16 protein-coding genes are annotated in these 18,535 nt (G+C 56.2%); 9 read left to right on the top strand and 7 right to left on the bottom strand.

What is annotated here, in order from left to right:
• The first annotated feature begins 3 nt into the window (after window positions 1-3).
• Window positions 4-1,290 carry a threonine synthase gene (gene thrC / locus DAI21_RS01120; RefSeq protein ID WP_107702294.1) on the top strand — a complete coding sequence of 429 codons (1,287 nt, stop codon included), beginning with the start codon at window positions 4-6 and terminating at the stop codon, window positions 1,288-1,290.
• A 239-nt stretch (window positions 1,291-1,529) separates the two neighbouring features.
• Complete coding sequence (locus tag DAI21_RS01115; protein ID WP_100777708.1) at window positions 1,530-1,826, top strand: DUF2502 domain-containing protein; 297 nt, start codon at window positions 1,530-1,532, stop codon at window positions 1,824-1,826.
• Between the two features lie 67 nt (window positions 1,827-1,893).
• Here DAI21_RS01115 and yaaA read toward each other — a convergent pair whose 3' ends face one another.
• Together yaaA and DAI21_RS01105 are read right to left on the bottom strand one after the other, a co-directional pair.
• Window positions 1,894-2,667, bottom strand: coding sequence for a peroxide stress protein YaaA (gene yaaA / locus DAI21_RS01110; RefSeq protein WP_102104560.1), 774 nt, complete (start codon window positions 2,665-2,667; stop codon window positions 1,894-1,896).
• A gap of 66 nt (window positions 2,668-2,733) precedes the next feature.
• Entirely contained in the window at window positions 2,734-4,164 is a 1,431-nt protein-coding gene (locus tag DAI21_RS01105) for a sodium:alanine symporter family protein (RefSeq protein ID WP_107702293.1), read from the bottom strand.
• 376 nt (window positions 4,165-4,540) lie between these two features.
• Here DAI21_RS01105 and tal point away from each other — a divergent pair, with 376 nt between their 5' ends.
• From tal to DAI21_RS01090, 3 genes are all read left to right on the top strand, one after another.
• The gene (gene tal / locus DAI21_RS01100; RefSeq protein WP_107702292.1) at window positions 4,541-5,494 is read left to right on the top strand and encodes a transaldolase; all 954 of its coding nucleotides are present in this window, start codon (window positions 4,541-4,543) and stop codon (window positions 5,492-5,494) included.
• Window positions 5,495-5,610: 116 nt separating this feature from the next.
• On the top strand, window positions 5,611-6,198 hold the full coding sequence (mog, locus tag DAI21_RS01095) for a molybdopterin adenylyltransferase (RefSeq protein WP_107702291.1): 588 nt from the start codon (window positions 5,611-5,613) through the stop codon (window positions 6,196-6,198).
• Between the two features lie 120 nt (window positions 6,199-6,318).
• Complete coding sequence (locus DAI21_RS01090) at window positions 6,319-7,620, top strand: MFS transporter (RefSeq protein ID WP_107702290.1); 1,302 nt, start codon at window positions 6,319-6,321, stop codon at window positions 7,618-7,620.
• On the opposite strand, the gene DAI21_RS01085 is transcribed toward DAI21_RS01090, so the two are convergent.
• The 5 genes from DAI21_RS01085 to satP form a co-directional block, all read right to left on the bottom strand.
• Complete coding sequence (locus tag DAI21_RS01085) at window positions 7,607-8,725, bottom strand: ABC transporter substrate-binding protein (protein WP_107702289.1); 1,119 nt, start codon at window positions 8,723-8,725, stop codon at window positions 7,607-7,609. The genes DAI21_RS01090 and DAI21_RS01085 overlap by 14 nt on opposite strands.
• Before the next feature lie 29 nt (window positions 8,726-8,754).
• Window positions 8,755-9,528, bottom strand: coding sequence for an ABC transporter ATP-binding protein (locus tag DAI21_RS01080; protein WP_107702288.1), 774 nt, complete (start codon window positions 9,526-9,528; stop codon window positions 8,755-8,757).
• Window positions 9,528-10,529 (bottom strand): FecCD family ABC transporter permease, encoded by a 1,002-nt coding sequence (locus DAI21_RS01075; RefSeq protein WP_370447046.1) that lies wholly within the window; start codon window positions 10,527-10,529, stop codon window positions 9,528-9,530. The genes DAI21_RS01080 and DAI21_RS01075 overlap by 1 nt, the downstream gene beginning before the upstream one ends.
• 256 nt (window positions 10,530-10,785) lie before the next feature.
• Window positions 10,786-12,036, bottom strand: a complete 1,251-nt coding sequence (locus DAI21_RS01070; RefSeq protein ID WP_107702286.1) for a chloride channel protein — start codon at window positions 12,034-12,036, stop codon at window positions 10,786-10,788.
• 117 nt (window positions 12,037-12,153) lie between these two features.
• Complete coding sequence (gene satP / locus DAI21_RS01065) at window positions 12,154-12,717, bottom strand: acetate uptake transporter (RefSeq protein ID WP_100777698.1); 564 nt, start codon at window positions 12,715-12,717, stop codon at window positions 12,154-12,156.
• A 294-nt stretch (window positions 12,718-13,011) separates the two neighbouring features.
• Between satP and dnaK the strand changes: the two genes are divergently transcribed.
• The 4 genes from dnaK to nhaR all read left to right on the top strand — a co-directional run bounded on the left by dnaK (window position 13,012) and on the right by nhaR (window position 18,477).
• Window positions 13,012-14,931: a molecular chaperone DnaK gene (gene dnaK, locus DAI21_RS01060; protein ID WP_107702285.1), complete on the top strand. Its 1,920-nt coding sequence runs from the start codon at window positions 13,012-13,014 to the stop codon at window positions 14,929-14,931.
• 86 nt (window positions 14,932-15,017) lie between these two features.
• On the top strand, window positions 15,018-16,163 hold the full coding sequence (gene dnaJ, locus DAI21_RS01055) for a molecular chaperone DnaJ (RefSeq protein ID WP_102104565.1): 1,146 nt from the start codon (window positions 15,018-15,020) through the stop codon (window positions 16,161-16,163).
• A 172-nt stretch (window positions 16,164-16,335) separates the two neighbouring features.
• Window positions 16,336-17,514, top strand: coding sequence for a Na+/H+ antiporter NhaA (gene nhaA / locus DAI21_RS01050; protein WP_100777695.1), 1,179 nt, complete (start codon window positions 16,336-16,338; stop codon window positions 17,512-17,514).
• A gap of 60 nt (window positions 17,515-17,574) precedes the next feature.
• Entirely contained in the window at window positions 17,575-18,477 is a 903-nt protein-coding gene (gene nhaR / locus DAI21_RS01045) for a transcriptional activator NhaR (protein ID WP_100777694.1), read from the top strand.
• Window positions 18,478-18,535: the final 58 nt, after the last annotated feature.

The following is an 18,535-nucleotide window of genomic DNA, read 5'->3' as shown; positions in this document are numbered from 1 at the left end:
ACGATGAAACTCTACAATCTTAAAGATCATAACGAGCAGGTGAGCTTCGCGCAGGCGGTGACTCAGGGGCTGGGCAAAAATCAGGGGCTGTTTTTTCCGCATGATTTGCCGGAGTTTAGCCTGACGGAAGTCGATGAAATGCTGAAGCAGGATTTCGTCAGCCGCAGCGCGAAAATCCTCTCTGCTTTTATTGGCGATGAAATTCCTCACGAATTGCTGGAAGCGCGCGTGCGCACTGCGTTTGCCTTCCCGGCGCCGGTGAAATCCGTTGAGCCGGACATCGGCTGTCTGGAGCTGTTCCACGGCCCGACGCTGGCGTTTAAAGATTTCGGCGGGCGCTTTATGGCGCAGATGCTGACGCACATCAGCGGCGACAAACCGGTCACCATTCTGACGGCGACGTCTGGTGATACCGGTGCAGCGGTGGCTCACGCGTTTTACGGCCTGAAAAACGTGCGCGTGGTGATCCTCTATCCGCAGGGCAAAATCAGCCCGCTACAGGAAAAACTGTTCTGTACCCTCGGCGGTAACATTGAAACCGTCGCCATCGACGGCGATTTCGATGCCTGTCAGGCGCTGGTGAAGCAGGCCTTCGACGACGAAGAGCTGAAAGTGGCGCTGGGGCTGAACTCGGCGAACTCAATCAACATCAGCCGTCTGCTGGCGCAGATTTGCTACTACTTCGAGGCGGTGGCGCAACTGCCGCAGGAAGCCCGCAATCAGCTGGTGATTTCTGTCCCAAGCGGCAACTTTGGCGATCTGACCGCCGGGCTGCTGGCCAAATCTCTGGGCCTGCCGGTGAAGCGTTTTATCGCGGCGACCAACGCCAATGACACCGTTCCACGCTTCCTGAAGGATGGCAAGTGGACGCCAAACGCGACGCAGGCGACGCTCTCTAACGCGATGGACGTGAGCCAGCCGAACAACTGGCCGCGCGTGGAAGAGCTGTTCCGCCGTAAGATCTGGCGTCTGGGCGATCTCGGCTATGCGGCGGTGAGTGATGACACCACCAAAGCGACGATGCGTGAGCTGAAAGCGGTGGGGTATACCTCCGAGCCTCACGCGGCGATTGCCTATCGTGCGCTGCGCGACCAGCTTAATCCGGGCGAGTACGGCCTGTTCCTCGGAACGGCGCACCCGGCGAAGTTCAAAGAGAGCGTGGATGAGATCCTGGGTGAATCGCTGCCGTTGCCGAAAGAGCTGGCCGATCGCGCCGATCTGCCGCTGCTCTCCCACACTCTGCCAGCAGATTTTGCGGCACTGCGTCAGCTGATGATGACGCGCGGGTGAGGGTTATGCCGGGTGGCGGCTTCGCCTAACCGGCTAACAGAACGCACATAGCCAGCTAAACCGGGTTCGCCCGGTTTTTTTATGGAGAAAATAAGGAGAAAAAATGCAGGGAAAAAGCAGAAATTCCCATTAAATGCGCTCACTTAGAGATTAGGATTGCAGAGAATAACATCCCCGACTTTCCTCACGTAATCTCCTTACATCGGCCCACGTTGGGCAAGAATATGAAGGAGTCACCTATGTCTAAACTGAAACCTGCAATGCTCGCACTTTCGCTGATGCTGGTCGCTCCCGCAGTGGTACAGGCCGGAGAGATCACGCTGATCCCGGCGGTTAAATTACAGATTGGCGATCAGGATAAAAGCGGACACTACTGGGATGGCGGCCGCTGGCGCGACCATGACTGGTGGAAATCGCATTACGAATGGCGCGACAACCGCTGGCATCCGCATGACGAGCATCGCGAGCCTCACGATAATCGTCATGGCGATAAGCATGATAACCACGGCAAGGGGCCGGACTGGAAACATCATTAACACTGCCTGATGGCGCTGCGCTTAGCAGAGCGACGAGTCGCTCCGGGAAGCGTAGCGCCACGGGGCATTACTGCTCGTGACGCTTAAACACCAGTTCGCCTTTCCCTGACGCTTCGCCGTCAAAGAAATACCCTTCGCTGTTAAAGTGAGTCAGCTGTTCTGGCTTCGTCAGGCGGTTTTCGATGATGTAGCGGCTCATCAGCCCGCGCGCTTTCTTGGCGTAGAAGCTGATCACTTTGAACTTACCGTTCTTCTCATCCAAAAATACCGGCTTGATGATCTCGGCGTTTAGCTTTTTCGGCTTCACGGATTTGTAGTATTCGTCAGATGCCAGGTTGATCACGATGTTATCGCCCTGAGCGTTCAGCGCGTCGTTTAGCTTCTCGGTGATGATATCGCCCCAGAAGTGGTACAGATCTTTGCCTTTGGCGTTTTCCAGACGAATGCCCATCTCCAGGCGGTACGGCTGCATCAGATCCAGTGGGCGCAGCACGCCGTAAAGACCCGAGAGCATACGCAGGTGCTGCTGGGCAAAATCGAAATCGGCTTCGCTGAACGTTTCCGCTTGCAAGCCGGTATACACATCACCTTTAAAGGCGAGGATCGCCTGGCGGGCGTTTTTCGGCGTAAAGTCCGGCTGCCAGTCGTGGAAGCGGGTGGCGTTGAGATCGGCGAGTTTGTCGCTGATGCTCATCAGCTTGCCAATCTGCGGGGCGGAAAGTTTGCGCGCCTCGCGGATCAGCTGCTGGGAATGATCCAGCAGTTCGGGCTGGGTATAGCGCTCGGTGGCGAGCGGGCTCTGGTAATCGAGCGTTTTTGCAGGTGAAATCAGAATCAGCATATCCAGTCCTTGCAGGAAATTTAGTGCGACTTTAGCAAAAAAACGGCCTGATTTGATCGATGACTGTTATTGCCGTGGCAAATCATCCCAGCTGCCCGGGGCAATTTGTGATTCGATTTCAGGATAGCGGGTGGCGTCAAACACCGGCCTCACGCCCAGTTTCCGCTGGCGTAGATAATCACTGGCAATCAGCGTCACCACCGGCGACAGCAGCAGAATGGCCGTCAGATTCGTGATTGCCATCAGCGCCATAATCACATCCGCCAGCTGCCAGACCAGCGGCAGGCTCATCACCGAACCTGTCAACACCATACCGACGAGCGCGACGCGCAGACACCACAGGGTGTTGCGTGAATCGATGCGCAGGAATATCAGGTTATTTTCGGCATAAATATAGTTGGCGACGATGGAACTGAAGCTGAAGAGAATCACAATCAGCGAGACAAATCCGGCACCCCAACTGCCTGAGAGGTTCACCAGCGCCTGCTGGATGATCTGAATTCCGACGGCATCCGCGGAATGAGTCACCGGCCCCGCCAGCAGCACAATCATCGCGCTGGCTGAACAGATGATAATGGTGTCAGTAAACACACCGATCATCTGCACGATCCCTTGAGCCGCCGGGTGAGGGGGCCATGACGCTGCCGCCGCGGCCGCATTTGGCGTCGAACCCATACCGGCTTCGTTAGAGAACATACCGCGCTGGAAACCTGCGGTCAGCGCCTGGCTGAGGGTGTATCCCAGTGCGCCAGCGGCGGCTTCTCGCCAGCCAAACGCGGCTTTGAAAATGGTGGCGATCACCCCTGGAACCTGTTCGAGATGCGCGGCGGTGACCACCAGGCTTGCGATCACCCACAGCAGGGCCATGGCCGGAACCAGCCACTGCATCAGGCGCGCGACGCCTTTGATGCCGGTCACGATCACCAGCAGCGTCAGTACCGCCAGGACGACACCCGTTATCCATTCCGGGAAGTCGAAGGCATAGCGCACAGCATGTGCCACGGAGTTGGCCTGAACGGTGTTAAAAATAAGACCGTAGGCGACGAGAAGGAAAAGGGAAAACAGAACGCCCATCCAGCGCATGCCCAAGCCTCGGGCCATGTACCAGGCCGGGCCGCCGCGAAACTGACCGTGCTTGTCCCGCTCTTTGTAGAGCTGCGCCAGCGAGCACTCTGCAAAGGAGGTCGCCATTCCGATAATGGCTGTGACCCACATCCAGAACACGGCGCCAGGGCCGCCCGCGCTGATGGCGAGTGCCACACCGGCGAGATTCCCGCTGCCGACGCGTGCCGCAAGACTGGTGCAGAGCGCCTGGAAGGACGTTAATCCGCCGGGCTGGGGGCTGACGCTGTTTTTAAGACTTTTGCCAAACTGGCGAATGTAGCGAAACTGAATAAAACCGCTGCGAACGGTAAACCAAATCCCGGCCCCCAGTAACAGATAAATCATTACTGAGCCCCACAGGACTTCATTGATAAACGAGAAATAGTCCGGCATTAACGTCCCTCTTGTTGATGCCACCTTCTTACCCCTCCTGCTTCGGGCCGCAGGTGCGCTGGCTGTGCTCGTTCACCCCAGTGACGGACGTATCGCTTCCGGGGATTCGCTCGCCTGCCGCCTGTCTGCAACGCGAATGTTTTAGGGTAAGGTTAGATTGTTGAGTAAGCCTGCTGTTAATTAGCACGCTGTTAATATTCAGAGTTTACCATACTATCCGTAAGCGCACTGTCTGCGGTTGCGCTGTCATTCCGTCGTGTTATCATCATGGCAGACCGGTTACATCCCCCTAACAAGTAAACCTGTCATTTTTCCGCTGCTGGCAGGCTGTCGGTAGCGTGAATTATCCAGGGCACGTTAAAAGAGAAACACTATCATGACGGATAAATTGACCTCCCTTCGTCAGTTCACCACTGTCGTAGCTGACACCGGAGATATCGCGGCAATGAAGTTGTACCAGCCGCAGGATGCCACAACTAACCCTTCTCTGATTCTTAACGCCGCGCAGATCCCTGAGTACCGCAAACTGATCGACGAAGCTGTCACCTGGGCGAAAGGCCAGAGCAACGATCGTGCGCAGCAGGTTGTGGATGCAACTGACAAACTGGCTGTGAACATCGGTCTGGAAATCCTGAAACTGGTTCCGGGTCGTATCTCTACCGAAGTTGACGCGCGTCTGTCCTACGACACCGAAGCGTCTATCGCGAAAGCCAAACACCTGATCAAACTGTATAACGATGCGGGCATCAGCAACGATCGTATCCTGATTAAACTGGCGTCTACCTGGCAGGGCATCCGCGCTGCAGAGCAGCTGGAAAAAGAAGGTATCAACTGTAACCTGACTCTGCTCTTCTCCTTCGCTCAGGCACGTGCTTGTGCAGAAGCGGGCGTGTATCTGATTTCTCCGTTCGTGGGCCGTATTCTGGACTGGTACAAAGCCAACACCGACAAGAAAGAGTACGCAGCATCTGAAGATCCAGGCGTGGTTTCCGTCACTGAAATCTACGAATACTACAAACAGCACGGTTATGAGACTGTCGTGATGGGCGCAAGCTTCCGTAACGTCGGCGAAATCATCGAGCTGGCTGGTTGCGACCGTCTGACCATCGCCCCTGCGCTGCTGAAAGAGCTGGCAGAGAGCGAAGGCGTACTGGAGCGTAAACTGAGCTACACCGGCGAAGTGAAAGCGCGTCCAGAGCGTATCACCGAGTCAGAGTTCCTGTGGCAGCACAACCAGGACCCAATGGCAGTAGACAAACTGGCGGACGGTATCCGTAAGTTTGCTGTTGACCAGGAAAAACTGGAAAAAATGATCGGCGATCTGCTGTAATCATTTTTCATGGCCGGGAGCCTCTCCCGGCCACGTTACTTCTTTCGTCCCCTGTCTGATTTTCCCCTCTGCGTGTATCATTCCCCTTAATCAGTATTGTTATGAAGGGAATGGATATGAATACCTTACGCATCGGCTTAGTGTCGATTTCTGACCGCGCCTCCAGCGGCGTTTATGCCGATAAAGGCATCCCGGCGTTAGAAGAGTGGCTGGCTGCCGCACTGACCACCCCATTTGATGTGCAAACCCGCTTAATCCCGGATGAACAGCCGATCATCGAGCAAACCCTGTGCGAGCTGGTGGACGAAATGAGCTGCCATCTGGTGCTGACCACCGGCGGTACCGGGCCTGCGCGCCGTGATGTGACGCCGGATGCGACCCTGGCGGTGGCCGATCGCGAGATGCCAGGTTTCGGTGAACAGATGCGCCAGATCAGCCTGCACTTTGTGCCAACGGCGATTCTTTCGCGCCAGGTAGGGGTGATCCGCAAACAGGCATTGATTCTCAATCTGCCGGGCCAGCCGAAGTCGATCAAAGAGACGCTTGAAGGTGTGAAAGCCGAAGACGGGAAAGTGGCGGTGGCCGGGATTTTCGCCAGTGTACCGTATTGTATACAGTTACTGGACGGCCCCTACATTGAGACCGATCCGCAAGTGGTAGCAGCTTTTCGTCCTAAAAGCGCGCGACGCGAAACAATCTCCTGAAATTAGTGTGTTTGTGACATAAGCTACAGCCTCAATGGCGTGGTGATACATTTACGGTATAGTCATTTTTTCTTTACGATTACTGTAAAATTAAATCAACACTGCCAGTAAAGGTTTGCTATGTCACATTACACCCGGCCTCTGAATCGTCAGGACTACAAAACGCTCACGCTCGCGGCCCTCGGCGGCGCGCTGGAGTTTTACGATTTCATCATCTTCGTCTTCTTTGCCGCCGTCGTGGGCGAACTCTTCTTCCCGGCGGATATCCCGGAATGGCTGCGCCAGGTACAGACCTTCGGCATTTTTGCCGCAGGCTATCTTGCGCGCCCGCTGGGCGGCATCATAATGGCCCACTTTGGCGATCTGGTCGGGCGTAAAAAGATGTTTACCCTCAGCATTTTGCTGATGGCGGTGCCGACGCTGGCCATCGGTCTGTTGCCGACCTATGCCTCAATGGGCATCGTGGCGCCGGTGCTGCTGCTATTGATGCGCATTTTGCAGGGGGCGGCAATTGGCGGGGAAGTGCCGGGGGCGTGGGTGTTTGTCGCTGAACACGTTCCGGCGCGGCGCATCGGGATTGCCTGCGGAACCTTAACTGCCGGGCTGACGGTCGGGATTCTGCTCGGCTCGGTGGTGGCGACCCTGATCAACACCAGCATGACCACCCAGGCCGTACATGAGTGGGGCTGGCGTATTCCGTTCCTGCTGGGCGGCGCGTTTGGCCTGGTGGCGATGTACCTGCGCCGCTGGTTGCAGGAGACGCCAATTTTCCTCGAAATGCAGCAGCGTAAAGCGCTGGCGCAGGAACTGCCGGTGAAATCAGTTGTGGTGCGCCATCAGAAAGCGGTGGTGATTTCCATGCTGCTCACCTGGCTGCTGTCTGCCGGGATTGTGGTGGTGATTTTGATGTCGCCGGTCTGGCTGCAAAAACAGTACGGCTTTGCCCCGGCGGTGACGCTGCAGGCCAACAGCATTGCAACCATCATGCTCTGCTTTGGCTGTCTGATTGCCGGTCTGGCGGCTGACCGCTTTGGCGCCAGCCGGACGTTCATCGTCGGCAGCCTGCTGCTCGCCGGGTCGAGCTGGGCGTTCTATCATCTGGCGGGTGCACATCCGGAACAGCTGTTCCTGCTCTACGGCATCGTGGGGCTGTGCGTCGGCGTGGTTGGTGCGGTGCCTTATGTGATGGTTCGCGCCTTCCCGGCAGAAGTGCGTTTCACGGGGATTTCGTTCTCGTACAACGTCTCGTACGCCATTTTCGGCGGCCTGACGCCGATTGCCGTCACGCTGCTGATGGGGGTGTCGCCGATGGCACCTGCCTGGTACGTGCTGGCGCTGGCGTTGATGGGAATGGGGCTTGGGATCTGGCTTCGCGGTGAGCGCCATCAGCTGATGGCGCACGCGCAGACTAACGAGGGGTAAAACTCAGGATGATGTTGTCATCCGGAATGTGGGTGAAGCTTTTGATCAGCTCGTGATAATCCGCCAGCGGATCAACATCATTGAACAGCGTTGGGTAGAATCGTTTACTCAACGCTTCAATGGCGATGATGTTGTACGGATTATTGTAGAAGTGATGGTACAGCGCGCCGGTTCGGCCCTCCGCGACGGCCGGAATGCTGCTCACGCCCTGGCGCGACACCAGCGCCTTAAACGCGGCGGCGACATCGCTTTCTGGCACGTTGTAGCCAAACGGGATAATCGCCGTTCCTTTCCCCGAGCGTTTTGAACCGGTCATCAGGTAGTAATCCGGGTTCAGGGAGATAATTTTCTCCACCGAGATATTCCCGGTTGCGCCCGGCAGCAGCTGCGAGCCAATGTTCACGCCGCCTGCGGCTTCTACCAGCCCGCCCCAGCCGTTGTGCGCGTGGGTAAAGCAACAGCCGTTATCCAGGCCAGCCACTCCGGCGATCGGTTCGATAAACACCAGCGGCTTTTTCTCTGCTGTAGCCAGGCGCTGATGAATCCGATCCAGACGCTGCTGGTAGAAATCGATGTAGGTCTGCGCGCGCTCCGTCTGACCTAACACTTTGCCTAACAGATCAATACTCGGCAGCGTGTTCTCCACCGGATGCAGTTCGTAATCGACGAAAACCACCGGAATGTGCAGGGCTTCCAGCTGAGTCAGCACGCCGCTTTGCGTCAGCGAAGGTTTCGCGCGCAACTGGGCGATCATCAGATCCGGATGGCGCGAAATCACCGTCTCCAGATCGACGTTCCCCTGATCCGAGAATTGCATATCAAGGATCTTCTCGGCTTCCGGCCATTTACGCTTCAGCACGTTCCAGGTTTCAGTGTCCTGTTTCTTCGGCAGGTTGTTCCACGCCACGACTTTGGCGAAGGGATCGTCCCGCTCGAGCATCGCCAGCGTCAGGATATCGCGGCCATCCTGCAAAATAATGCGCTGCGGCTCCTTCAGAATGGTGACCGTGCGATTATCCCTGTCTTTTACGGTCACCGGCCAGTTCTGGGCCATCGCCAGCAGCGGCGAGAGCAGCAGTACCGCGGCGAATATCATCTTCTTCATCGTCTTACTTCCCCGTCTCATGATGCTTGTTATGCGGTTAAACCATCGACCACCACGTGCGGCAGTCCTTGCGAACAATATTCCACCCGGCCCCTCACTCCGTAGACCGTTGCCAGATTTGCGGGGGTGACCACTTCACCCGGAATTCCGCTGGCGACAAGGGCACCCTCTTTGAGCATCACGGCGTATTCGGCGTGGCGCAGGGCGATATTGATGTCGTGGATAACCACCACCGTCACGATGTTACGCAGCCGCGTTTCGCGGGCGACGATATCCATGACGTGAAACTGGTAGTTGAGATCGAGGGCGCTCAGGGGTTCATCCAAAAGCAGGAGGTCGGGCTGGCGGATCAGCGACTGCGCAAGACCAATGAGCTGTTTCTGCCCGCCGGAGAGTTGGTCGAGATAGCTCATTGCCAGATGGGCGACGCCGAGTTTTTGCAGGATATCGAACGCTTCCTGTTCAGCATTGCCGTCGGCGTAAAAACCGCTGGCGCGTCGCGCGACGATCACTGACTCCAGCGCATGCAGATGCACTCCCGCCGGGAGCGACTGCGGTAGATAGACCACCTTCTGTGCCCGCTGGGCGGAAGGTAATGTCATCAGATCTTCGCCGTTCAGCTCTAGCGTGCCTTGCGCCGGGTTCAGATCGGCCAGTGCCCGCAACAGCGTCGATTTCCCCGAACCGTTTGGCCCAAGCAGCGCGGTAATTTTCCCGCGCGGCAGCAGGGGCGTATTCAGCCCGTCGATGATTTTCTTTTTGCGATAGCCGGTGTGCAGGTCGGAGACGATCAAGCCATCCATTACAGCGTCCCCCGATGGCGAATAATAATGCTCAGGAAGAAGGGCACGCCGACCAGCGAGGTGACGATGCCGACCGGAATAATGACGCCGGGAACAATATTTTTGGAGAGCACTGAGGCGAGGGAGAGCACCAGCGCGCCGATAAGCATACTCCCCGGCAGATAAAAGCGGTGGTCTTCGCCAAACATCATGCGCGAGATATGCGGCGCGACCAGGCCGATAAAACCGACCGGCCCGACAAAGGCCACCGTCAGCGCCGAAATAATGCTGATGCGCAGGAGCGTCGCCAGCCGCAGTTTGCGCACGTTAATGCCAAAACTGACGGCCCTGTCTTCCCCGAGGCGCAGAGCCGTGAGCTTCCAGGCATTTTTCAGCGACAGGGGAACGACAACCAGCAGCACTCCCACCAGAATCGCGAGCTTATCCCAGGACGCGCGGGCCAGGCTGCCCATCGTCCAGAACACCAGCCCCTGGAGCGTATCTTCGCTGGCGACAAATTGCAGAATGGAGATCAGCGCGTTAAAGGTGAAGACCAGTGCGATGCCAAACAGCACCACGCCGGAGGTGGCGACGCGCGTCCAGCGGCTGATGCCGTCGAGCACGAAGCAGGCCATTAGCGCAAAGACAAAGGCGTTGGCGGAGATAAACCATTGATCGGGAATACCGGGGATTCCCAGCCCGAGAATAATTGCCAGCGCCGCGCCAAAAGAGGCGGCGGAAGAGACACCCAGCGTAAACGGGCTGGCGAGGGGGTTGTTCAGGATGGTTTGCATCTCTGCGCCCGCGAGCCCCAGCGCCATGCCAACCACCACCGCCATCAGCGCGAAGGGCAGGCGTAAATCCCAGACAATCACCCGTGTGCCCGCGTCGGCGGAGGCGGCATCAAACAGCGTGTGCCACAGGGTTGAGACGGAAATCCCGGAAGGGCCGAGGGTAAAATCGAGCAGCAGCGAGAAGATGATCATGAGCAGGATTACACCCGCAACGATAAAGCGACGCATCACGACTTTTCGGTACTGTGACGCCACCGCTGACCCGTCAGGCTTCACGCTGGCGACAAGAGGGGAACTCATTGGCTTACCTTATGCAACAAAAGCAGAATCGTAGTTTATCCCGAAACGTTCCTGTCCTTGATGCTGCCTGATATCCAATATCCGGGATGCTCCCGGTGACAATATTCGGGATGATAATGCTTATCAATTAAAATGATGTGAATAGCGCTACTTGTTTAGCCGCGGTTTCTGTTGTGCGCAAAAATCAACCGTCCAGACGGCGGCAGGTCATGTACGCGCCCGTCACGCAGAGGGCTACCGGCACCAGGAAGCTGTGGTCCATGCGGGTGGATTCCATGATCAACACGATGGCGGTCAGTGGCATTTGCAGGGAGGCCGCGAGAAAACCGGCCGCACCCGTCAGAGCAAAACTCGCCATATCGGTGCCGGGGAACCAGCGCCCCATCAGGATAAACAGCACTGAACCGAGCAGACCCCCGACGGCGAGGCCCGGCGTCAGTAACCCACCCTGAGCACCGGCGCGCAGTACCGCCCAGATCACCACCACTTTAAGAGCGAGGATCGCGGTGGCGAGCTGTAGCGTAATAGCGCCGTTGAGGGCAAGCTGCGTCGGGCCTTTGCCATTGCCGGGCAACTGCGGGAACCAGACGGATAACGCGCCGAGGGCCGTAAAGGCGATCAGGCTGAAGACCGGCATTTGCCAGTTACTGCGTACCCTACTGCGTGCGTGCTGCGTCACACGACGAAACAGAAACGCCGCCGCACCAAACAGCGGGCCAGAAAGCGCGCCCCAGAAAACAAGCGAAGTGGCGGCGATTTCGGTGGTGAAATGGTACTGATGCTCATCACCAAGACCTAATGTGGCGATCCACGCCGCCAGTGCCGAAGTCACCAGCGCGGCGATGGCTTTCTCCCAACTGAAGCTGACCAGTAGCACTTCCAGAGTAAATATGGCCCCGGCCAGAGGAACATTATAGACCGCCGTCAGCCCGGCTCCGGCGCCGCAGGCAATCATCAGCTGGATATCCGCGGAACTCAGGTGTAAACGACGGGCGACGCCGCTGGCAAACAGTGCGCCCACTTCGCGCGGTGCGACTTCGCGGCCAAGCGGCGAACCCATCGCGACGGTGATAATTTGCAGCAGAGCGTTAATGAGCGTCGTGACGGCTGGCATTGGTGTGTCGGGGTTTTTTATCGCCTCGCCGATGCTGATACGTTTTTTGGCGTAGCGCGCAAGCGACCACCAGCCGATACCCGCTACCAGACCCGCAGCGGTGAGGGCGAGAAAACGTCGCTGTGCGCTGGCATCCGTCACGCCCTCTAAAAATGACTGCGGGCTGATGAGGATGGTCTGGCTGTAGCCGTAAACGAGGTGCTGAACTTCATGCAGCAGCATGGCGAGCAGCATGCCGCCCAGCCCGGCCAGAATCCCGGTGAGGAGTAGCGCGGCCCAGCGTTGCAGCCAGTCAGTACGAGACGGATCGTAAGCCATCATAGCGAGCGTCTTGATAAAAAGAGGGAGCCACAGTGTCCCATAAAGCGCATGAACGAGGTATCAATCAGAAGAATTAAGGCAGGAGATTCGTGCCCGCGAGGCGGGCACGAAGGGGGATTAGTGTTTTTCACCAATCGGCAGAACGGTGCGACCAAACTGCTCGTTCAGCACTTCACCCATTGCCAGGTAAATAGCGCTTGCGCCACAGACCAGACCTACCCAGCCAGCAACGTGAACGATGCTTTCGTTTTCCGCCAGATGGCCAATCGCCAGCAGGGCGAACAGCACGGTCAGGCTCAGGAAGACGAACTGCAGCACGCGGTTAGCAACCAGCGTACCGAAGAACATGAACAGAGTGAACACGCCCCACAGACCCAGGTATACGCCCAGGAAGTGGCCGTTTGATGCATCAAAGCCCATTTGCGGCATAACCAGAATGGCGACCAAAGTCAGCCAGAAAGAACCGTAAGAGGTGAATGCGGTTAAACCGAAGGTGTTGCCTTTTTTATACTCCAGCAGGCCCGCGAAGATTTGCGCGATACCGCCGTAAAAAATGCCCATCGCCAGGATAACATTGTCCATCGGGAATAAGCCGATGTTATGCAGGTTCAGCAGAATAGTGGTCATGCCGAAACCCATCAGGCCCAGCGGAGCCGGATTAGCCAACTTAGTGTTGCCCATAAGTCCTCAAAAAATCATCATTAGTATGGTGAAATGGTTTTACCACGCCCACTCTCCCAGGCGTGGCGCGGCATAATAATCACCGCGACTCTCGGCGTCTATGATCTGAGCAGGGTGAAATTAAAAAATTTTTTATCCTTCCCCCTTGATGGATGCCGTTACGACCCCATCTTGTAGTCAACCGCAGTGAGTGAAGCTGAAAAAAATCAAATCTGGGCAGTTGAAACCGCACGTTTCGCCCTTATTACAGATTCACAACCACATGATGAACAAATTTTTAGTGGAGACGTTTAGATGGGTAAAATTATTGGTATCGACCTGGGTACTACCAACTCTTGTGTAGCGATTATGGACGGCACTACTGCACGTGTGCTGGAGAACGCCGAGGGCGATCGCACCACGCCTTCTATCATTGCTTATACCCAGGATGGTGAAACTCTGGTTGGCCAGCCGGCTAAACGTCAGGCCGTGACTAACCCGCAAAACACTCTGTTTGCGATTAAACGCCTGATTGGCCGTCGCTTCCAGGACGAAGAAGTTCAGCGTGATGAAGCCATCATGCCGTACAAAATTATCGGTGCTGACAACGGTGATGCATGGATCGACGTGAAGGGCCAGAAAATGGCACCACCGCAGATCTCTGCTGAAGTGCTGAAGAAAATGAAGAAAACGGCTGAAGATTACCTGGGTGAACCGGTAACTGAAGCGGTTATCACTGTACCTGCTTACTTCAACGATGCTCAGCGTCAGGCTACCAAAGATGCCGGTCGTATCGCAGGTCTGGAAGTCAAACGTATCATCAACGAACCAACCGCAGCTGCACTGGCTTACGGTCTGGATAAAGAAGTTGGCAACCGTACTATCGCGGTTTACGACCTCGGCGGTGGTACTTTCGATATCTCTATCATCGAAATCGACGAAGTTGACGGCGAAAAAACCTTCGAAGTTCTGGCAACCAACGGTGATACCCACCTGGGTGGTGAAGACTTCGACAGCCGTATGATCAACTACCTCGTTGACGAATTTAAGAAAGATCAGGGCATTGACCTGCGTAACGATCCGCTGGCCATGCAGCGCCTGAAAGAAGCCGCAGAAAAAGCCAAAATTGAGCTGTCTTCTGCGCAGCAGACCGACGTGAACCTGCCGTACATCACTGCAGATGCGTCTGGTCCAAAACACATGAACATCAAAGTGACTCGCGCGAAACTGGAAAGCCTGGTCGAAGACCTGGTCAACCGTTCCATTGAGCCGCTGAAAGTTGCTCTGCAGGATGCTGGTCTGTCTGTCTCTGACATTCAGGACGTTATCCTGGTAGGTGGGCAGACTCGTATGCCAATGGTTCAGAAGAAAGTTGCTGAATTCTTTGGTAAAGAGCCGCGTAAAGACGTTAACCCGGACGAAGCTGTGGCAATCGGTGCAGCGGTTCAGGGCGGCGTACTGACCGGCGAAGTGAAGGACGTTCTGCTGCTGGACGTTACCCCGCTGTCGCTGGGTATCGAAACCATGGGCGGCGTGATGACTGCGCTGATCAGCAAAAACACCACTATCCCGACCAAGCACAGCCAGGTGTTCTCTACCGCTGAAGACAACCAGTCTGCGGTAACCATCCATGTGCTGCAGGGTGAGCGTAAACGTGCTGCGGATAACAAAGATCTGGGCCAGTTTAACCTCGACGGTATCAGCCCGGCACCGCGCGGTATGCCACAGATCGAAGTCACCTTCGACATCGATGCTGACGGTATCCTGCACGTTTCCGCGAAAGACAAAAACAGCGGTAAAGAGCAGAAGATTACCATCAAGGCTTCTTCTGGTCTGAACGAAGAAGAGATCGAAAAAATGGTTCGTGAAGCAGAAGCAAATGCTGAATCTGACCGTAAGTTTGAAGAGCTGGTTCAGACCCGTAACCAGGGTGACCATCTGCTGCACAGCACTCGTAAGCAGGTTGAAGAAGCAGGCGAACAGCTGCCAGCTGATGACAAAACCGCTATCGAAGCTGCACTGAGCGCGCTGGAAACTTCCCTGAAAGGCGAAGACAAAGCGGACATCGAAGCGAAAATGCAGGAGCTGGCGCAGGCGTCCCAGAAGCTGATGGAAATTGCTCAGCAACAGCACGCACAGCAGCAGGCTGGCGCTGAAGCTGGTGCTTCCGCGAACAATGCGAAAGACGACGACGTTGTCGACGCTGAGTTCGAAGAAGTAAAAGACAAAAAATAATCGCCCTGATGCAGGGTAATTAATCGGCACGGGCGTAGAGGTTTCCTCTCCGCCCGTGCTCGCATGTTAAGGGGCTGAAAAAACCAATGGCAAAGCAAGACTACTACGAGATTTTAGGCGTTCCGAAAACCGCGGAAGAGCGTGAAATCAAAAAGGCGTACAAGCGCCTGGCCATGAAATTTCACCCGGACCGTAACCAGGGTGACAAAGAGGCCGAAGCCAAATTTAAAGAGATCAAAGAAGCGTATGAAATCCTGACCGACGCTCAGAAACGTGCAGCCTACGATCAGTACGGTCATGCGGCGTTTGAACAAGGCGGCATGGGCGGCGGCGGATACGGCGGTGGCTTTGGTGGCGGTGGTGCTGATTTCGGCGACATCTTTGGCGATGTTTTCGGTGATATCTTCGGCGGTGGCCGTGGTCGTCAGCGCGCAGCGCGCGGCGCGGATCTGCGCTACAACATGGATCTGACGCTGGAAGAGGCCGTACGCGGTGTCACGAAAGAGATTCGCATTCCGACGCTGGAAGAGTGTGATATCTGCCACGGCAGCGGCGCGAAAGCGGGTACCAAGCCGCAGACCTGTCCAACCTGTCACGGTTCTGGTCAGGTACAGATTCGCCAGGGCTTCTTCGCGGTGCAGCAGGCCTGTCCGCACTGTCATGGTCGCGGTACGCTGATTAAAGATCCGTGCAACAAATGTCACGGTCACGGTCGCGTTGAGAAGACCAAAACCCTGTCCGTCAAAATTCCGGCAGGGGTGGATACGGGCGATCGTATTCGTCTGTCCGGTGAAGGCGAAGCAGGCGAGCACGGCGCACCAGCGGGCGATCTGTACGTTCAGGTTCAGGTGAAGCAGCACGCCATCTTTGAGCGTGAAGGCAACAACCTGTACTGTGAAGTGCCGATCAACTTCGCGATGGCGGCGCTGGGCGGTGAGATCGAAGTGCCTACGCTCGACGGGCGCGTGAACCTGAAGGTTCCGGGCGAAACCCAGACTGGCAAGCTGTTCCGCATGCGCGGCAAAGGCGTGAAATCCGTTCGCGGCGGTGCGCAGGGTGACCTGCTGTGTCGCGTGGTCGTCGAAACGCCGGTCGGTCTGAACGACAAACAGAAACAGCTGTTGAAAGAGTTGCAGGAAAGCTTCGGCGGTCCAACGGGCGAGAATAACAGCCCGCGTTCCAAAAGCTTCTTCGATGGCGTGAAAAAATTCTTCGATGATTTGACCCGCTAATCCCTTAGCGAGTGTGAATTTTTCAAAGCCCGGAAGCGATTCCGGGCTTTTTCTTTTGGTGGCGAATGACTCGGCAAAACCGAGTATATCCGCAATATTAATCTGATTTTTTCGAGCTGTTAGCCTTGGTATTATGGTTTTATCGAGGTATGGTCTTAGAGAGAGAACTAAAGTGAAACTTTTACAACGATTCTTCAGCAATGAGGCGTCCGGCGGCGTGATTTTGATTATCGCTGCACTTGCCGCCATGGTGTTGGCGAATATGGATGCGACTCAGGGCCTGTACCGTGCATTTCTGGACACGCCCGTTGAGCTGCGCGTGGGTGCATTAGAGATCAACAAGAACATGCTGCTGTGGATTAACGACGCGCTGATGGCCGTGTTCTTCCTGCTGGTGGGCCTGGAAGTAAAACGAGAGCTGGTTCTTGGGTCGCTTAACAGTCGTCAGCGGGCAGCTTTCCCGGTTATTGCTGCGCTGGGCGGTATGGTGGTGCCTGCGCTGCTCTATCTGGTGTTTAACTACCATGACCCGGTCGCTCGCCACGGTTGGGCGATTCCGGCGGCAACAGATATTGCTTTTGCGCTGGGCGTGCTGGCGCTGCTGGGCAGTCGCGTGCCGGTGGCGTTAAAGATTTTCCTGATGGCGCTGGCGATTATCGACGACCTGGGCGCGATCGTGATTATCGCTCTGTTCTATACCAGCGAGCTGTCGGTGTTATCTCTGAGCGTGGCGGCGGGCGCTATCGCTGTGCTGGCGCTGCTGAATTTGTTTAACGTGCGCCGAACCGGGATCTACATTCTGGTGGGCGTGGTGCTGTGGACCGCGGTACTGAAATCGGGCGTTCATGCGACGCTGGCGGGCGTCATCATCGGCTTCTTTGTGCCGCTGAAAGCGGATGAGAAGGGCAAATCCCCGGCCAAACAGCTGGAGCATGTCCTGCATCCCTGGGTCGCCTTTATGATCCTGCCGCTGTTTGCATTCGCGAATGCGGGCGTGTCGCTGCAGGGCGTCACCCTGAGCGGCCTGACGTCCATGCTGCCGATGGGCATTGTCGCTGGCCTGTTTATCGGTAAGCCGCTGGGGATCGGCCTGTTCTGCTGGCTGGCTCTTAAGCTGAAGTTCGCGTCATTGCCGCAGGGGACGACCTTCCGGCAAATCGCGGCGGTCGGCGTGCTGTGCGGAATTGGCTTCACGATGTCGATTTTCATCTCGACCCTGGCCTTTGCGTCATATGACCCTCAGCTCATCGTGTGGGCAAAACTCGGGATCTTGATCGGCTCGTTACTGGCCGCGTTCACGGGATACACACTGTTGAAAGTGAAGCTGTCCGGACAGGTGCAACCGGCCTAACAGTTAAAAGGGGGAGGGCAGAGGCCCTCTCCTGACAATACTCTCAGGGAGCGAAATGCTATGTCTCACATCAATTACAACCATCTGTACTATTTCTGGCACGTCTACAAAGAAGGCTCAGTGGTGGGCGCAGCAGAGGCGCTCTATCTGACGCCCCAGACCATTACCGGTCAGATAAAGGCACTCGAAGAACGCCTGCAGGGGAAGCTGTTTAAGCGTAAAGGTCGGGGTATTGAGCCGAGCGAACTGGGTGAACTGGTTTTTCGCTATGCGGATAAGATGTTCACCCTGAGCCAGGAGATGCTCGATATCGTGAACTACCGCAAAGAGTCAAACCTGTTGTTTGATGTGGGCGTTGCGGATGCGCTGTCTAAACGGCTGGTGAGCGGCGTGCTGGACGCGGCGGTGGTGGAAGATGAGCAGATCCATTTGCGCTGCTTTGAATCGACGCACGAGATGCTGCTGGAACAGCTGAGCCAGCATAAGCTGGACATCATCATCTCGGACTGCCCGATAGACTCTACTCAACAGGAAGGGCTGTTCTCGGTCAAGATTGGCGAATGCGGCGTGAGCTTCTGGTGCATCAATCCGCCGCCAGATAAACCGTTTCCCGCCTGCCTTGAGGAGCGACGCCTGCTCGTGCCGGGACGACGTTCGATGTTAGGCCGCAAGCTGCTGAACTGGTTTAACTCGCAGGGTCTGAAGGTAGAGATTCTGGGAGAGTTTGATGATGCGGCGCTCATGAAAGCTTTTGGCGAAGCGCATAACGCGATCTTCGTCGCCCCAACGCTTTACGCACATGATCTGTACACCGATGACAGAGTCACAGAGATTGGGCGGGTGGACAACGTGATGGAAGAGTATCACGCGATTTTCGCCGAAAGGATGATTCAGCATCCGGCAGTGCAGCGTATCTGTAACCGCGACTACTCGGCGCTCTTTACACCGCCAGCGTCAAAATGAGCCAATAAAAAAACCCGCATTAAGCGGGTTCTTTATAACAAGCAACAACAAGTGGCGA

This window comes from Lelliottia sp. WB101 (assembly GCF_003051885.1).
Classification (GTDB): domain Bacteria; phylum Pseudomonadota; class Gammaproteobacteria; order Enterobacterales; family Enterobacteriaceae; genus Enterobacter; species Enterobacter nimipressuralis.
This window is presented reverse-complemented; position numbering and strand designations above follow the sequence as displayed.

What these genes read in the sequence shown, in the direction of transcription:
- DAI21_RS01105 (WP_107702293.1), bottom strand. Translation starts at nt 4,164, where the DNA reads ATGCCGGACTATTTCTCGTTTATCAATGAAGTCCTGTGGGGCTCAGTA.
- DAI21_RS01080 (WP_107702288.1), bottom strand. Translation starts at nt 9,528, where the DNA reads ATGGATGGCTTGATCGTCTCCGACCTGCACACCGGCTATCGCAAAAAG.
- dnaK (WP_107702285.1), top strand. Translation starts at nt 13,012, where the DNA reads ATGGGTAAAATTATTGGTATCGACCTGGGTACTACCAACTCTTGTGTA.
- thrC (WP_107702294.1), top strand. Translation starts at nt 4, where the DNA reads ATGAAACTCTACAATCTTAAAGATCATAACGAGCAGGTGAGCTTCGCG.
- DAI21_RS01085 (WP_107702289.1), bottom strand. Translation starts at nt 8,725, where the DNA reads ATGAAGAAGATGATATTCGCCGCGGTACTGCTGCTCTCGCCGCTGCTG.
- DAI21_RS01075 (WP_370447046.1), bottom strand. Translation starts at nt 10,529, where the DNA reads ATGCGTCGCTTTATCGTTGCGGGTGTAATCCTGCTCATGATCATCTTC.
- satP (WP_100777698.1), bottom strand. Translation starts at nt 12,717, where the DNA reads ATGGGCAACACTAAGTTGGCTAATCCGGCTCCGCTGGGCCTGATGGGT.
- tal (WP_107702292.1), top strand. Translation starts at nt 4,541, where the DNA reads ATGACGGATAAATTGACCTCCCTTCGTCAGTTCACCACTGTCGTAGCT.
- dnaJ (WP_102104565.1), top strand. Translation starts at nt 15,018, where the DNA reads ATGGCAAAGCAAGACTACTACGAGATTTTAGGCGTTCCGAAAACCGCG.
- DAI21_RS01115 (WP_100777708.1), top strand. Translation starts at nt 1,530, where the DNA reads ATGTCTAAACTGAAACCTGCAATGCTCGCACTTTCGCTGATGCTGGTC.
- nhaR (WP_100777694.1), top strand. Translation starts at nt 17,575, where the DNA reads ATGTCTCACATCAATTACAACCATCTGTACTATTTCTGGCACGTCTAC.
- DAI21_RS01090 (WP_107702290.1), top strand. Translation starts at nt 6,319, where the DNA reads ATGTCACATTACACCCGGCCTCTGAATCGTCAGGACTACAAAACGCTC.
- yaaA (WP_102104560.1), bottom strand. Translation starts at nt 2,667, where the DNA reads ATGCTGATTCTGATTTCACCTGCAAAAACGCTCGATTACCAGAGCCCG.
- DAI21_RS01070 (WP_107702286.1), bottom strand. Translation starts at nt 12,036, where the DNA reads ATGATGGCTTACGATCCGTCTCGTACTGACTGGCTGCAACGCTGGGCC.
- mog (WP_107702291.1), top strand. Translation starts at nt 5,611, where the DNA reads ATGAATACCTTACGCATCGGCTTAGTGTCGATTTCTGACCGCGCCTCC.